15 protein-coding genes and 1 pseudogene are annotated in these 13,318 nt (G+C 63.5%); 6 read left to right on the top strand and 10 right to left on the bottom strand.

Features of this window, described 5'->3' with window-relative positions; genetic code table 11:
- Positions 1 to 54 precede the first annotated feature (54 nt).
- Positions 55 to 690 (top strand): hypothetical protein, encoded by a 636-nt coding sequence (locus tag LOY22_RS17805; RefSeq protein ID WP_093380918.1) that lies wholly within the window; start codon positions 55 to 57, stop codon positions 688 to 690.
- On the opposite strand, the gene arsH is transcribed toward LOY22_RS17805, so the two are convergent.
- From arsH to LOY22_RS17790, 3 genes are read right to left on the bottom strand one after another with little or no spacing between them, the layout of a single operon-like run.
- A complete protein-coding gene (gene arsH, locus LOY22_RS17800) occupies positions 661 to 1,353 on the bottom strand; it encodes an arsenical resistance protein ArsH (RefSeq protein WP_258594242.1) in 693 nt (230 codons plus the stop codon). The two genes, LOY22_RS17805 and arsH, sit on opposite strands and share 30 nt — an antisense overlap.
- A gap of 12 nt (positions 1,354 to 1,365) precedes the next feature.
- Positions 1,366 to 1,836 carry an arsenate reductase ArsC gene (locus LOY22_RS17795; RefSeq protein WP_093380924.1) on the bottom strand — a complete coding sequence of 157 codons (471 nt, stop codon included), beginning with the start codon at positions 1,834 to 1,836 and terminating at the stop codon, positions 1,366 to 1,368.
- A gap of 12 nt (positions 1,837 to 1,848) precedes the next feature.
- On the bottom strand, positions 1,849 to 2,193 hold the full coding sequence (locus tag LOY22_RS17790; protein WP_195884665.1) for a metalloregulator ArsR/SmtB family transcription factor: 345 nt from the start codon (positions 2,191 to 2,193) through the stop codon (positions 1,849 to 1,851).
- Between the two features lie 170 nt (positions 2,194 to 2,363).
- On the opposite strand from LOY22_RS17790, the gene LOY22_RS17785 reads away from it, so the two are divergent.
- Positions 2,364 to 3,404, top strand: coding sequence for a DUF1176 domain-containing protein (locus LOY22_RS17785; RefSeq protein ID WP_258594240.1), 1,041 nt, complete (start codon positions 2,364 to 2,366; stop codon positions 3,402 to 3,404).
- 73 nt (positions 3,405 to 3,477) lie between these two features.
- On the opposite strand, the gene LOY22_RS17780 is transcribed toward LOY22_RS17785, so the two are convergent.
- Both LOY22_RS17780 and LOY22_RS17775 read right to left on the bottom strand, forming a co-directional pair.
- Positions 3,478 to 4,263 carry a sulfite exporter TauE/SafE family protein gene (locus LOY22_RS17780; protein ID WP_045194827.1) on the bottom strand — a complete coding sequence of 262 codons (786 nt, stop codon included), beginning with the start codon at positions 4,261 to 4,263 and terminating at the stop codon, positions 3,478 to 3,480.
- Between the two features lie 505 nt (positions 4,264 to 4,768).
- Complete coding sequence (locus LOY22_RS17775) at positions 4,769 to 5,392, bottom strand: helix-turn-helix domain-containing protein (protein WP_045194826.1); 624 nt, start codon at positions 5,390 to 5,392, stop codon at positions 4,769 to 4,771.
- Positions 5,393 to 5,513: 121 nt separating this feature from the next.
- On the opposite strand from LOY22_RS17775, the gene LOY22_RS17770 reads away from it, so the two are divergent.
- The 3 genes from LOY22_RS17770 (at position 5,514) to LOY22_RS17760 (ending at position 8,177) form a co-directional block, all read left to right on the top strand.
- Positions 5,514 to 6,644 carry an FAD-binding oxidoreductase gene (locus LOY22_RS17770; protein WP_093380933.1) on the top strand — a complete coding sequence of 377 codons (1,131 nt, stop codon included), beginning with the start codon at positions 5,514 to 5,516 and terminating at the stop codon, positions 6,642 to 6,644.
- 19 nt (positions 6,645 to 6,663) lie between these two features.
- Entirely contained in the window at positions 6,664 to 7,041 is a 378-nt protein-coding gene (locus tag LOY22_RS17765; protein ID WP_213603747.1) for a RidA family protein, read from the top strand.
- Positions 7,042 to 7,112: 71 nt separating this feature from the next.
- The gene (locus LOY22_RS17760) at positions 7,113 to 8,177 is read left to right on the top strand and encodes a hypothetical protein (protein ID WP_258594237.1); all 1,065 of its coding nucleotides are present in this window, start codon (positions 7,113 to 7,115) and stop codon (positions 8,175 to 8,177) included.
- 54 nt (positions 8,178 to 8,231) lie between these two features.
- On the opposite strand, the gene LOY22_RS27105 is transcribed toward LOY22_RS17760, so the two are convergent.
- The 3 genes and pseudogenes from LOY22_RS27105 to LOY22_RS17750 all read right to left on the bottom strand — a co-directional run bounded on the left by LOY22_RS27105 (position 8,232) and on the right by LOY22_RS17750 (position 11,178).
- The gene (locus LOY22_RS27105; RefSeq protein ID WP_408980598.1) at positions 8,232 to 8,972 is read right to left on the bottom strand and encodes a methyl-accepting chemotaxis protein; all 741 of its coding nucleotides are present in this window, start codon (positions 8,970 to 8,972) and stop codon (positions 8,232 to 8,234) included.
- Between the two features lie 162 nt (positions 8,973 to 9,134).
- A pseudogene (locus LOY22_RS27100) lies at positions 9,135 to 10,118 on the bottom strand (cache domain-containing protein); the annotation flags it as partial.
- Positions 10,119 to 10,293: 175 nt separating this feature from the next.
- Complete coding sequence (locus tag LOY22_RS17750; RefSeq protein WP_213603750.1) at positions 10,294 to 11,178, bottom strand: LysR family transcriptional regulator; 885 nt, start codon at positions 11,176 to 11,178, stop codon at positions 10,294 to 10,296.
- 122 nt (positions 11,179 to 11,300) lie between these two features.
- Between LOY22_RS17750 and LOY22_RS17745 the strand changes: the two genes are divergently transcribed.
- A complete protein-coding gene (locus tag LOY22_RS17745) occupies positions 11,301 to 11,747 on the top strand; it encodes a PACE efflux transporter (RefSeq protein WP_045194813.1) in 447 nt (148 codons plus the stop codon).
- A 9-nt stretch (positions 11,748 to 11,756) separates the two neighbouring features.
- On the opposite strand, the gene LOY22_RS17740 is transcribed toward LOY22_RS17745, so the two are convergent.
- Positions 11,757 to 12,803 (bottom strand): hypothetical protein, encoded by a 1,047-nt coding sequence (locus tag LOY22_RS17740; protein ID WP_258597824.1) that lies wholly within the window; start codon positions 12,801 to 12,803, stop codon positions 11,757 to 11,759.
- Positions 12,804 to 12,867: 64 nt separating this feature from the next.
- A complete protein-coding gene (locus LOY22_RS17735) occupies positions 12,868 to 13,287 on the bottom strand; it encodes a hypothetical protein (protein WP_082075396.1) in 420 nt (139 codons plus the stop codon).
- Between the last annotated feature and the right edge of the window lie 31 nt (positions 13,288 to 13,318).

Below are 13,318 nucleotides of genomic sequence, written 5' to 3'. Positions count from 1 at the left end.
CATCGGTCGCCTGTGCAATGGATGCATGGGGCCATTTCATGGAGATCAGTGGCAATGAATTCGCCCGGAAAAGGACTTCCCGAGACCTTCCTGCAAGCCGCCGCCCTGCGCGAGCACGACCGCTACCCCGAGGATATGGACTGGCAGGCGCTGGTCCATGCGTTTTTCCCCGACAGCGTGGTCGGCATGGCCCAGTCGCTGTCGAACATCACCGGAGCCTTCTATGGCCTGATGCTGGAGCAGGCCGGGGAAATGTTTGGCCGCGAGCACATCAATCGCCTGTCCGAGCGCATGTTCTATCGCCTCGGCCGGCGCATGGCAGCGCGGCACATGGCCAGCCAGGTGCAACTGGAGCGCGACGCCCGTGGCCTCGGCCGGTTGGTGGTGGCGGCGATCTTTACCTCCAGTCCGGAATACCGCCTGCACATCCTCGAATTCGGCGCCGAGCAGGTGTTTATACGCATCACCGGCGCCGACCGCTACCACCGCATCGCCCGTGAACTGGGCTTCGAAGACGTGCTGCAGTGGCCGGTACTGCGCGAGTTTTTCCGTGGGCTGGGGGATGAGCTGGGGATTACCGAGCGCTTCGCACTGGCCATGGAACTGGTAAGCCTGGATGACGACAGCCGGTGTGATTATTCGCTGGCTATCGTCAGGCGCTCAGATCGAACGCTGGCCGACCCGCTGTGACAAGGCCTCGGCCGACTCCTTGCGCTCGGAGTAGCGATCGACCAAATGCTCGCTGCGCCCGCGCAGCAGCAGGGTGAACTTGACCAGCTCTTCCATGACGTCGACCACGCGGTCGTAGTAGGCCGAAGGTTTCATCCGGTCGTTACCGTCGAATTCCAGCCAGGCCTTGGGCACCGAGGACTGGTTGGGGATGGTGAACATACGCATCCAGCGCCCCAGTACCCGCAGCTGGTTGACCACGTTGAATGATTGCGAACCACCACACACCTGCATCACTGCCAGGGTTTTACCCTGGGTCGGACGCACCGCGCCCATGGCCAGCGGCACCCAGTCGATCTGCGCCTTGAACACCGCCGACATGGCGCCGTGGCGCTCGGGCGAGCACCACACCTGGCCTTCGGACCATTGCATGAGGTCGCGCAGTTCGACCACCTTGGGATGGTCCTCGGGCGCGTCGTCGGGCAGGGGCAGGCCGCTGGGGTTGAAAATCCGGGTTTCGGCGCCCAAGTGGTCCAGCAGGCGCGCAGCTTCCTCAGTCAGCAGGCGGCTGAACGAGCGTTCGCGGGTCGAGCCGTAAAGCAGCAGGATGCGCGGCTTGTGCCCGTCATGGGCGGCGTTGGCAGGGATCAGGTCGAGGTCGAGATTGGGCAGTTGATCGTTCATGGGAGAGTCCTTTTACAGGGTGCCGATGCGGTCGATTTCAGCCTGCAGCTGATCGCGGCTCAGGCGCTCGAAGGGCAGGGCGAGGAAGGTTGTGCAGCGCAGCGCGATACGCGCCAGGGTGGCGTCGAAGGCGGCATCGAGCTGGGTGTCGGTGCCGTGGATTTCGGACGGGTCCGCCAGCCCCCAGTGGCTCTTCAGTGCCGGGCCGAAGTACAGCGGGCAGGCTTCGCCAGCGGCGTTGTCGCAGACAGTGATGACGATGTCCGGTGGGTTGTCGACGAAGGTGTCGTTGCCTTTGCTGGTCAGGCCGCTGATACCGATGCCGGCGCGTTGCAAGGTCGACAGGCTGCGAGGATGCACCTGGCCCTTGGGGAAGCTGCCGGCACTGAGCGCTTCGAAACCGGCCGGGGCCAGGTGGTTGAACAGCGCTTCGCACAGAATGCTGCGGCAGCTGTTGGCGGTGCACATGAACAGGATTCGCATGGGGCGGACTCCTTAGCAGCAGGTTGCGCGGGCAGGGCGATCACCCATGCCGTCGAGGCGGGTGCTGTCGGCGCTGAGCCACTGGCCGTTGGCTTCAAGGGTCAACAGCAATACCTGGTTGACCCAGGCCGGCAGTTGCGGGTTAAGCCGGTAGTACACCCACTGGCCCTGGCGGCGGTCGAGCAACAGGCCGCAGCTGCGCAGTTGCGCCAGGTGGCGGGAGATCTTTGGCTGGCTGTGGTCGAGCGCGCACATCAGCTCGCAGACGCACAGCTCACCTTCGCGGGCGATTAGCAGCGTGGCGCGGGCACGGGTTTCATCGGCGAGGCATTTGAACAGGGCGGTGGGGCTGAGCATCGAATCGGCCTTTTACATGTGGAAATTCGAATATACGGATTTCCATATGTTTTTGGCAAGCCGGTTGTCTAATCAGCCAGCCGCTGGTGAACTCAGCATCATTACCCTGGAGCAGTACTTTCAGGATGCCCAGCGTTAGAATGCGCCGTTTACCTGAAACGGAATTCATCATGAGCGCACCGTTGCACGCCGCTTTTCTCACCTTGCTGGCCTTGCCCGGTGCTGCCCACGCTGCGGCGGCAGAACCGGTACCGCTGTACCAGCCCCTCAAGGACTGGGTGGTGGGCTGTGACAATACCCGCCAGTGCACGGCGCTGGCGGCCGATACCCGGGCGGACATGCCGCTGGGCATCCAGGTAATGCGCGGGGCCGGCCTCGATGGCCAACTGCAGGTGACGATCTTCAGCAACAGCTCGCTGGAGGCGCCGTTGCAGCTCGATGGCCAGCCGCTGGCACTACCCTTGAGCGAGGCTCAGGAGGACGGCGTGGTGTTCTGGCACGCCAGCGGCGAGCAGGCCATGGCCCTGCTCAAGGCCATGCGCAACGGCGCGCGCCTGACCTCGCAGAGCAATGATGGTGAGCTCGGTAGCTCTCTGAACGGCCTGACGGCTTCGTTGTTGCTGATCGATTCGGTGCAGGGGCGGGCAGGGCATCGCAGCGCCTTGGTGCGCACAGGGGATGCGCCGGATAGCGCCGTGCCTTCTGCGCCAGTACTGCCCAAGCTGGCGCCATTCGTACGCCCCGAGCCGATGGGTGAAGCAGAGGCCAGGCGCATCAGCGAGGTGGTCATGACTGCCACCGCAAACGACTGGCGCGATCCCGACGCGGACTGGACCCCGGACAGTGCCCAGGCCTATGCCTTGAGCAAGGACACGGCGCTGGTGAGCTTTCGTTTCGGCTGCGGTGCCTACAACTGCGAGTACGCGCTGTACACCACTTCGCGGGCGCATCCCGAGCAGGCGAAGGCGCTGCAACTGGAGAAGATTGCGGCGCAGGAGCAGTGGGACGATTTTGGCGGTTCGGTGGGCTATGACCCGGACACCGGGGTGCTCAGCAGTTTCATCCTGGCGCGGGGCATTGGCGATTGCGGCATGGAACAGAGCTGGCGTTTTGACGGGGAGCGCATGCGACCGCGCTCGCTGTCACGCATGGGCAGTTGCACTGGGAACTGGCCAGACAAGTGGCCGGTGCTGTGGCGTACGCAGGATTGACCCTGGGGCTACTGCGTAGCCCATCGCCGGCAAGGCCGGCCCCACAGGGATTGGTGTTGCCTGAAAGCCTTGATCAGAACGCCAGCTTGTAGCCAATCATCAGCAGCATGCCCGCCAGGCACGGGCGCAGGATGCTGTCGGAAATTCGCCCGGTCAGGTGGCTGCCCATGTAGATGCCCGGCAGCGAGCCGAGCAGCAGGTAGCCGAGCAGCGACCAGTCCATGTTGCCCATGCTCGCATGGCCGAGACCTGCGACCAGGGTCAGGGGCACGGCGTGGGCGATTTCGGTGCCGACCAGGCGGCGGGTGACCAGGTACGGATAGAGCAGAAACAGCGCCACGGTGCCCAGGGCGCCGGCACCGATCGAGGTCAGCGAGACCATGACGCCGAGCACCACGCCGGTGACTACGGTCAGCAGGTTGAGGCTGGTGCCGCTCAGGTGGTAGCGGTCGCCGGCGTGTTTGCTGGCGAAGGCCTGGAGTTTGCTTTTGAACAGGATGGCCAGGGCGGTGAGCACCAGGACCACGGCCAGGCCTTGCTTGATAATGGCGTTGGCGGCCTGGGTGTCGGCATCGAGGCTGGCGAGGAACCACAGGGTCAGGGCGGCGGCCGGGACGCTGCCAAGGGTCAGCCAGCCGGTGATTTTCCAGTCGATATTGTTGTTTTTGCCGTGGACCCAGACGCCACTGGCTTTGGTGATGGCGGCGTAGAGCAGGTCGGTACCTACGGCGGTGGCGGGGTTGATGCCGAACCACAGCAGGATCGGGGTCATCAGCGAGCCGCCGCCGACGCCGGTCATGCCGACGATGAATCCAACTACCAGGCCTGCAATGGTGAAACCGAAAGAACCTACATCCATAAGTAACCTAAACGCCCAACGTGCCCGTGATCGGATGGCAGCCAGCATAAAGGTTTTTTTATAGCCAAATAGACTTGTTCGTTATTAGGTTATAACTGGGTCGAGCTTCGGGAGGGTTTGCACCATCCATTTGCCAGGGTGTGGCTTAGTCACCTTTCCGCCCTTACGGCGGCTTACTTTTTTCAGTCGAAAAAAAAGTAAGCAAAAATTCTCGCCCCACCAGTGGGCCCTGCGCTGCGCTTCGGGTTCCCTCGCTCCGGCGTCGCTACGGGGCATTGCGAACTACGAGTTGCAAGCAACTCTACGTTTCGCAACTTCGGCTAACGCCGAAGGTGCTGCGCACTCGCCCCTTCGCAACACCTGCACTCGGCCCTTCTGGTTAACGGGGCCGGTAGATCAAGATCAAGAGCACAATTCGCTTCGCTCTTGTTGAGCGCGTAGCGCTGTGGGAGCGGCGGTGCGACGTCTCGACTTGACCCGCGATGCGGTGTTACAGACAACGCTGTTACCGATCCGTCATCACCACCATCACATGCGCATCCCCACCATCTTCGGTCTCCGACAGATAGATATGCCCGACATTGCTGTTGAAGTAGGCCGTCTCCTGGGGGCCGATACTCACCGCCTCACCGGTCTCGAATACGATGCGCACACGCCCGCTGAGCACCAGGGCAAATTCCTGCCCGGGGTGGCGGATGAATTCGTCGAACTGTTGCCGTTCGCGGGCGATGATCCGGGCGTACATCGGGGTCATCAGGCGCTGCGGGAATTCGCCGGCAATCGGGTGGTAGTCGTAGGTGCCGGTGCTGTAGCCGGGGGCGCTGGGCAGGGAGTTGACCACTACGGTGGTCGGCACTGGCACATCACTTACGCCTGAAGCGCGAAACAGCTGGGCGATATCCACCTGCAACGCCCGCGCCGCCGCCGCGAGTTTTTCGTAGCTCACCGAGACCTGCGCCAGTTCCATTTTCGACAGGGTCGAGACCGGTACCCCGGACAGCGCCGAGAGTTGCTTGAGCGTCAGTTGCTGGGCCTTGCGCACGCTGCGCAGGCGCGCGCCGACTTCGGCGCGGTCAATCAGCGGCAGCGCGCCAGGGCGGGTGTCGGCAGGGGAGCGGTCGGCACTCATCAAGCATCTCGGTCAGGTAAAACGGATGCGCATCTTACCGTGAGCGCTTGCATAATCCGAAATTCTCAGATATTAGAATTCTCACAAATGATAATTTCATCTCGCAGGTGATTGCATGGCTATGACACAGACCTTCGACATCGTGATCATCGGCGCCGGTATTGCCGGTGCTTCATTGGGCTATCGGCTGGCGCCAGGGCGCCAAGTGCTGATGCTTGAACGCGAAGCCCAGGCCGGCTACCACTCCACCGGGCGCTCGGCGGCGATGTTCATGGAGGCCTATGGCACCCCGCAGATCCAGGCGCTGACCCGCGCCAGCCGGGCCTTTTATGAGTCGCCGCCGCCGGGCTTCTGCGAGCATGCACTGCTCGAACCGCGGGGTTGTCTGTATGTGGCGACCCTGGAGCAACAGGCGCTGCTCGCCAGCACCTATGCACAGAGCCAGGCCAACGGTACCGAAGTGACCTTGCTCGACCGCGACGGGGCGCTGGCGCTGGTGCCGAGCCTGCGCGCCGAGGTGGTGGCCGGCGCGGTACTCGAACCCGGCGCCATGGACCTGGATGTACACGCGCTGCACCAGGGCTTCTTGCGCGGTTACCGCCAGGCCGGCGGGCACTTGCACTGCAATGCCGAGGTGGTCGAGGGCAGTTACCACGAAGGTTACTGGCAGCTCGTGATGGCCGACGGCAGCTGCATTCAGGCGCGCCAGTTGGTCAACGCCGCTGGCGCCTGGGCCGATCACATCGCGGCGGTCTGCGGCGTACAGCCGGTCGGCCTGCAGCCGTGCCGGCGCTCTGCCTTTACCTTCGACGGCCCGCCAGACCAGGCCTTCAGCCGCTGGCCGGCAGTGATCGGCGTCGATGAGAGCTTTTATTTCAAACCCGATGCCGGGCAGTTGCTCGGCTCACCGGCCAACGCCGACCCGGTCGAGCCCCAGGACGTGATGCCCGAAGAGCTCGACGTCGCCATCGGTATCTACAACATCGAGGCCATCACCACCCTGGCGATTCGCCGCCCCAGTCATAGCTGGGCCGGGCTGCGATCGTTCGTTGCCGATGGCGACCTGGTGATTGGCCGCGATCCGCACAACCCGGCGTTTTTCTGGCTGGCGGCGCAAGGCGGTTATGGTATCCAGTCCGCCGCTGGCGCTTCGCAACTGGCCTGTGCGCTGTTGCTTGAGCAACCGTTACCGGCAACCCTGAGCGCCGAAGGGGTCGAGCCGCAACGCTTGTCCCCGGCGCGTTTTCGTTAATTCCCGAAGGAGATTTCCCATGAGTTCGACTATCGAGCGTATCCCCAGTCACCTGCCATATCCGTTTTCCAAAGCGGTCAAGGTCGGCGGTTTTCTGTTTCTTTCCGGGCAGATCCCCCTGCACGCCGACGGTGAAGTGGTGCGCGGCGACATTCAGGTCCAGACCCGGGCGGCGCTTGAGCGTATCGGTGAAACCCTGGCCGAGTGCGGCGTCGGTTTCGACCAGGTGGTGAAGGCCACCGTGTGGCTGTCCGACATGGCTCATTTCGCCGGCTTCAACGAGGTCTACAAAAGCTTCTTCGCCAACGGCTACCCGGTGCGTTCCACTGTCAGCGCCGGCCTGGCCCTGGGCGTGGATGTCGAGATCGAAGTGCAGGCCTGGCTCGGCAACGACTGAGTCAGCACGGCAACACTGGGTAAAAACAACAACAAAGGCCCCGCAGGGCCATCGATACCAGAGGGCTGAAAATGAAAGAGCAGCTGAAAATTGCAGGCGCCTTTATCGGCGTGATCGTCGGCGCAGGGTTCGCCTCGGGGCGGGAGCTGTTGCTGTTCTTTGTCGACTTCGGCCTCTGGGGCCTGCTTGGGGCGCTGGTCAGTGCGGCGTTGTTCACCTTTCTCGGCATGGCCCTGGCAAGGCTCGGCAATCGCTTGCAGGCGGCCTCGCACAAGGACGTGGTGTACGCCATCTGCGGGCGTTACCTGGGCTTGTTCGTCGATTTGCTGATCACCTTTTTCATGTTCGCCGTCACTGTGGTGATGCTTGCCGGCGGTGGGGCCTTGCTCGAGCAGCAGTTTGGCATTCCGGCGCTGGCCGGCAGTGTGCTGGTGACGGTGCTGGTGGTGGCGGTGGTGTGCCTGGATGTGCAGAAGGTGATACTGCTGATCGGTGCGGTGACGCCGTTCCTGATCCTGGTCGCCACGGCGATTGCCTTGTACGCGGTATTTACCCGCGAGCTGAGCTTTGCCCAGCTTGACCAGGTGGCCAGCCAGCAAGAGGCGGGCACCCGCCATTGGCTGCTCGGTGCGTTCCTGTATGTGTCGTACAACATCGTTGCCGGAGCGCCGATCCTGGCGATTCTCGGAGGTTCTGCGCGCCTGGAGAAAACCGCGATCTGGGGCGGGATTCTTGGCGGCGCGGCGTTGGGCGGGCTGATGCTGGTGATGAGCGCCGGGCTGTTGTCGCGCCTGGACAGCGTGGCCGAGCTGCCGATGCCGATGCTGTCGATTGCCAGCGAAATCTCCCCGGCACTGGGCGTGATCATGTGCGTGATCATCTTCGGCATGATCGTCAACACCGCCGTGGGCACGCTGTATTCGTTTCTGGCGCGGCTGTTGCCGGCCGGCACCCGCAGTTTTCGCCTGGGTTCGGTGGCGGCGGGGGTGGCGGCGTTTGTCTGCAGCCTGATCGGCTTTATCAGCCTGGTCGGCCAGGTCTATCCGTTCTTCGGTTACCTGGGTTTTGTGCTGATGCTGGCGGTTTTGATCGGCTGGCTGCGCCTGGGGCGGGCCAAGCAGGTGCTTGCGGTGTAGCGCGAGAGGATGAAAAAAGGGGCCGCAAGCGGCCCCTTTTGTTTTTCACAGCGGTCAGATCTTGAAGCTGTCGACCAGTTGCTTGAGGCGCCCGGCCTGTTGGGCCAGGGCATCGCAATGACGCAGGGTGTCATTGAGGTTGGCCACGCCTTGCTGGTTGAGCACGTTGATCTGGGTGATGTCCAGGTTCAGGCTTTCCACCACGGCGGTCTGCTCTTCGGTCGCGGCGGCCACCGACTGGTTCATGCCGTCGATCTCGCCGATGCGCTGGGTCACGCTGCTCAGGCGCTCGCCGGCCTGGTTGGCAACCATCACGCTTTCTTCGCTGGAGACCTGGCTGGCGTTCATGTTGTGCACCGCCTCGCGCGAACCGACCTGCAGGGTGGTGATCATCTTGTGGATCTCTTCGGCCGACTCCTGGGTGCGGTGGGCCAGGTTGCGGACCTCGTCGGCCACCACGGCAAAACCACGCCCGGCTTCACCGGCACGGGCCGCTTCGATGGCGGCGTTGAGCGCCAGCAGGTTGGTCTGCTGGGAGATGCCCTTGATCACGTCGAGGATCTGGCCGATGTCGTCGGTGCTGGCGTTGAGGGTTTCGATCTGCTCGCACGATTCGCTGATCTTCTGCGACAGCGAGGTCATCGCCGAAATGGTTTCCTGCACCACCTGACGACCGTCGTTGGCCTGCTCGCTGGCGCCGCTGGCGTGTTGCGAGGCATCGGCGGCGTTGCGGGCGATTTCCTGGGTGGCAGCGCCCAGCTCGTTGATCGCCGCGGCCACGCTGTTGGTGCGCATGCTTTGCTCTTCGGAGCCGATGATCGAGGCGTTGGAGGCGCTCATCACGCGCTCGGACAGGTCGTGGACCTGGCGAGTGGCCGAGGACACTTCGGCAATCGAGGCATGGATACGCTCGACGAACTGGTTGAAGGCACCGGCCAGTTCACCGAACTCGTCCTTGTTCTCGACGACCAGGCGGCGGGTCAGGTCGCCTTCGCCCTGGGCGATGTCCTGCATGGCGCGGCCCATGGTGGTCAGCGGACGCATCAGCACCGGGATCAGCAGGCTCAGCAGGCCGGCGATGGCGGCCACGGCAATGAGCATGGCGATAATGGCCGAGGTACGGAACTGGCTCAGGCCGGCGTAGGCTTTGTCGCGATCGATCGACAGGCCGATGTACCAGTCAGCCGTCGGCAGGCCGCTGACCGGGGCGAAGGAGATGATCCGCTCCTGTTTGTTCAGGGTGACCTCGTGGGTGCCCGGGGCGATGTGCAGGTTGCTGCCCGGGTAAATGTCCTTGAGGTTCTTCATCACCTGGTCTTTGTCCGGGCTGACGATCACCTGGCCGTTACGGTCGACCAGAAATGCATGGCCGATACCGCCGAAGTCCACGGCGTTGATGATGTCCACCAGGGTCGCCAGGCTCAGGTCGCCACCGACCACGCCGAGCAGTTCGCCGCTGGTTTTGCTTTTCACCGGCATGCCGATGGTGACCACCAGGCCGCCGACCGCAGCCATGTATGGCGGGGTCAGCATGGTCTGGTTGGCAGCGACGGCCGCGGTGTACCACGGGCGCTGGCGCGGGTCGTAGCCGTCAGGCATCTTCGCGTCCGGGCGCTGGGTGAACACGCCGTTGGCCTGGCCCACGTAGGTGAACTGGAAGTTGTTGGTGTACGAAGGCTGGTCGACCAGGCCCGGCAGGTCGGCGTTGGCGCCTTGCTGGGCGACGTCCTGGGCGAGGTTTTCCAGGACCAGAATGCGCCCGCTCATCCAGTTCTGCACACTGCTGGCAGCCAGTGCCCCGGCCTGTTTGACCGACGAGTCGATGTTCTGTTTGATGGTGTTGCGTTGCAGGTAATCGTTGTAAAGGGTGAACAGTGCAAATGCCAGAACCACGACGCCGCAGGCGCACAGCAGGATCTTGTGGCGAAATTTCAGGTTCATGTTCCGAGACCTTGTGCCAGTAAAGAGGAGTGCCGAGCGGCGCTTTTGGCGTGTGCTCGTACCTATCCAGACGGGTATCGGCCGCAAAACTGAAAAATTGATAGGAGTTTTTGCCGCAGGGGCTGACAGGATTTTCCTACTGCCTGCTCTGGAATGCGTGTTTCAGCCGGGCGCTTTATTGCACGCCCAATAAACGCACCAGCGCCTGGGCAGCTTTTTGCAGTGGCTGGTGCTGGCGCCAGAAGGCATGCACCGGCAACTGCAACTCGTTGCGGGTGTTGCTGAAGTCCAGGCGCACCAGGCGCCCGGCGCCGAGCAACGGTGCTACCCGCGACAACGGAAAGTCGCCCCAGCCAAGGCCGGCTTCGACCATTTCGATGGCCATGGCCAGGCTGTCGGTGCGCCAGTACGCCTTGCCGATCAGCGCGCGGGTGTCGCTCAGGGGCAGGTCGCGGCTGGCCACCAGGATCTGCCGGACGTTGGCCAGGTCTTCGAGGTAAACGATTTGCCGGGGGCGCTGTTGCAGGGCCGGGTGCTGCGGGCCGATACAGGCCACTAGCGACTCCATGCCGATGTTCTGAAAACGCTGGCGGGCGTCCACCGACAGCCCGGCGAAGGCCAGGCACAGGCTGACGCGGCCGTCGTGCAGCAGTTGCAGGGCATCTTCCTGCGGTGCGCTCAGCACCTCGACATTCAGCAACGGGTGGCGCTCGCTGAGGGTTCTGATCGCCGCCAGCAGGCGGGTGTGGTCGATGTCCGGCACCACGCTGATGCTCAAGGTGCTTTCCAGCCCCTGGGACAGCTCCAGGGCATGCACCTGCAATTGCCCCAGCTGGTTGGCGATCATCCGTGCGTGCGGCTCCAGGGCCTGGGCCATGGCGGTGGGGCGGGTTTCCCGGTGGGTGCGTTCGAACAGGGTGAAGCCCAGTTCCGCTTCCAGGTTGCCAATCGCCATGCTCACTGCCGAAGGCACCCGTCCTAGAGCCCGGGCGGCAGCGGAAAACGAGCCGCGGTCGAGCACGGCGAGAAACAGTTCGATGTTGTCGCTGGAAAAGTTCATGGCAATCTCCTGTCAGATAATCTGATAGCTGCTGACTTTGGCTGTCAAGAAGATTGACGCATGCTTGCCCGCCTCAGTTGCCCAAGAGGGCGGCGTTTTACGGCAAAACCGAGGTTAGCAACGTGCAAGGTGTCAAACGCAAACTGGTCTACGTGACCGCCTATGAACTGATCGGTCTGTGCATGTCGACCCTGGGCCTGGCCTACCTGGCCGACAGCGCGCCGAGCAATACCGGGCCGCTGGCGGTGATGATCACCACCATCGCCATGGCCTGGAACTTCATCTACAACACCCTGTTCGAGTACTGGGAAAGCCGCCAGGCCAAGCGTGGGCGCAGTGTTGGCCGGCGGCTGGCGCATGCCATCGGTTTTCAGCTGACCCTGGTGGTGTACTTGATCCCGCTGATTGCCTGGTGGCTGGACATGAGCCTGCTGGAGGCCTTTGTCGTCGACCTGGCGTTCATCATCCTGATCCCGTGCTACACCTTCATCTACAACTGGCTGTTTGATCGCATCTTCGGCCTGCCGACCTCGGCCCAGGCTCAGCCCGACAACCGCGTCGCCGCATAAGCCGCGCGTTTATTGGGCCGGCAGGGTGATCACCTGGGCTGCGGGCTGCGGCTCGCGCTCGGGGCCTTCGGCGGCCAGCAGGCTGTCTTCTATCTCCCCCGACAGGTAGTAGACCCCGGCCATGGCGCCGGTCTTGCGGTTCTCCATCAATTCCCGCCATTCCTCGTTCAGCGCGACGTTGAGGATCACCCGCAGTTGCTCGATCATCGCCGGTTGTTCGCGGTTGTGGGTCATCACCCCGATGCCGGTGGCCGCCAGGGAAATCACCGTGCCCGCCGCACGCCCGACGGCTGCCGCCACGGCGCTGGCGATGCCCCGTGGCGCCAGGGTGGCGCCGAGCTTTTCACTGGCTTGCTGGGCGACCGATGACAGGCCGATGTCGGCGCGCTGGGTGCCGGCGCGCACGGCGCTGTGCAGGCGTTTGACCAGTGCGGCGTAGGCGGGTTGCTGTTCCAGCGGCTTGCTGAACAGCAATTGATGGAGCGAGGCATTGTTGTTGGCCGGGGGGCCGAGGCCGATGGCCTCGATTCGCGTCAGGTGCAGGTTGAACTGCTCCGGCGGCGCCCGGTAGCGCTGGGCAATCTGCTGCAGTTGCTGGCCAAGCAGCTGGATATACAGCTCCATGGCCCGGTCGCGAATGGCCTCGGGGTCGATCTCCTTGGCCACCGGGTCCAGCACCCGTTCGTGGTACTGCTCCTGCAGGTACTGGGCCAGGCGCTTTTCCGGGGTTTCGCTGCCGTCGCCACTGTTCATTTTGTACCAGGCCACTTTCATGGTCAGCCATTGCTGGGTCCAGTAGCCGGTGAACCAGGGGATGAACTCGCTTTCGGTGTACTGCTGCACGCGGTCTTTCCAGACCCGCATGGAGCGCCGGGCATAGTCGTTGACCGAACTGGTGGCCGCCAGCGAAGCGTCGATGATGTCGCGGTCGATCTGTTGCCAGGTCGCCGCATTGACCGGGATGGGCGGCGGCTCGCTGACCTTTTGCCGTGAGCCGCAGCCGCCCAGCGCCAGGAGCACGGCGAGCAGCAGGGCGATGAGCGGGGAACGCGGAATCAAAGCGCAGCCCCCCTGTGGTCAGGCAAGCTCGAATGGTGTGGTTACCTGAGTATAGGTGCCGTCACTCGCGCTGCTGTTCGGCCTCGGCCTCGTCCAGGGCCAGGAGGATGTCGGCCCAGATCTCCTTGCAGAAAAACCACACCCAGGTGGCGTTCAACAGGCGGTCGATATGGCGCCGCCACCAGCTGTCGCGGCGTGCCTGGAGGGTTTCTTCGATCTCCTCCTGCAGCCAGGTTTCGTCGAAACCGGTCCAGACCGGCGGTACCGGCGTCATGATGTTGCCGTAGCAGGCGGGGGCGACTTCGCTGTAGAAGATTTCCTTGAGCAGCTCGCGGTCAAAACCCACCAGGTGGCGGGCGATCCACAGGTATTCGACGTGGGTGTCGACGAAGGCATCGGACATTGCTGCGCGCACTTGCTGGCGCTGCTGCGGTGTCATGTGCGGCGCAGGTGTCATCAGGGTGCCCTCCAAGGCGGTCATCGGTCCATCTGTTAGGAGCGGGCTTGACCCG

The sequence above is a fragment of the Pseudomonas sp. B21-035 genome (assembly GCF_024748945.1).
Taxonomy (GTDB): Bacteria; Pseudomonadota; Gammaproteobacteria; order Pseudomonadales; family Pseudomonadaceae; genus Aquipseudomonas.
Note: the sequence above shows the minus strand (reverse complement) of the source record. Positions and strands in the feature narration are given on the sequence as shown.

Excerpts from the sequence above, each read along its gene's own strand:
- LOY22_RS17785 (WP_258594240.1), top strand. The coding sequence starts at position 2,364 with ATGAGCGCACCGTTGCACGCCGCTTTTCTCACCTTGCTGGCCTTGCCC.
- LOY22_RS17795 (WP_093380924.1), bottom strand. The coding sequence starts at position 1,836 with ATGCGAATCCTGTTCATGTGCACCGCCAACAGCTGCCGCAGCATTCTG.
- LOY22_RS17780 (WP_045194827.1), bottom strand. The coding sequence starts at position 4,263 with ATGGATGTAGGTTCTTTCGGTTTCACCATTGCAGGCCTGGTAGTTGGA.
- LOY22_RS17805 (WP_093380918.1), top strand. The coding sequence starts at position 55 with ATGAATTCGCCCGGAAAAGGACTTCCCGAGACCTTCCTGCAAGCCGCC.
- arsH (WP_258594242.1), bottom strand. The coding sequence starts at position 1,353 with ATGAACGATCAACTGCCCAATCTCGACCTCGACCTGATCCCTGCCAAC.
- LOY22_RS17765 (WP_213603747.1), top strand. The coding sequence starts at position 6,664 with ATGAGTTCGACTATCGAGCGTATCCCCAGTCACCTGCCATATCCGTTT.
- LOY22_RS17770 (WP_093380933.1), top strand. The coding sequence starts at position 5,514 with ATGACACAGACCTTCGACATCGTGATCATCGGCGCCGGTATTGCCGGT.
- LOY22_RS17760 (WP_258594237.1), top strand. The coding sequence starts at position 7,113 with ATGAAAGAGCAGCTGAAAATTGCAGGCGCCTTTATCGGCGTGATCGTC.
- LOY22_RS27105 (WP_408980598.1), bottom strand. The coding sequence starts at position 8,972 with ATGCGCACCAACAGCGTGGCCGCGGCGATCAACGAGCTGGGCGCTGCC.
- LOY22_RS17735 (WP_082075396.1), bottom strand. The coding sequence starts at position 13,287 with ATGACCGCCTTGGAGGGCACCCTGATGACACCTGCGCCGCACATGACA.
- LOY22_RS17790 (WP_195884665.1), bottom strand. The coding sequence starts at position 2,193 with ATGCTCAGCCCCACCGCCCTGTTCAAATGCCTCGCCGATGAAACCCGT.
- LOY22_RS17750 (WP_213603750.1), bottom strand. The coding sequence starts at position 11,178 with ATGAACTTTTCCAGCGACAACATCGAACTGTTTCTCGCCGTGCTCGAC.
- LOY22_RS17775 (WP_045194826.1), bottom strand. The coding sequence starts at position 5,392 with ATGAGTGCCGACCGCTCCCCTGCCGACACCCGCCCTGGCGCGCTGCCG.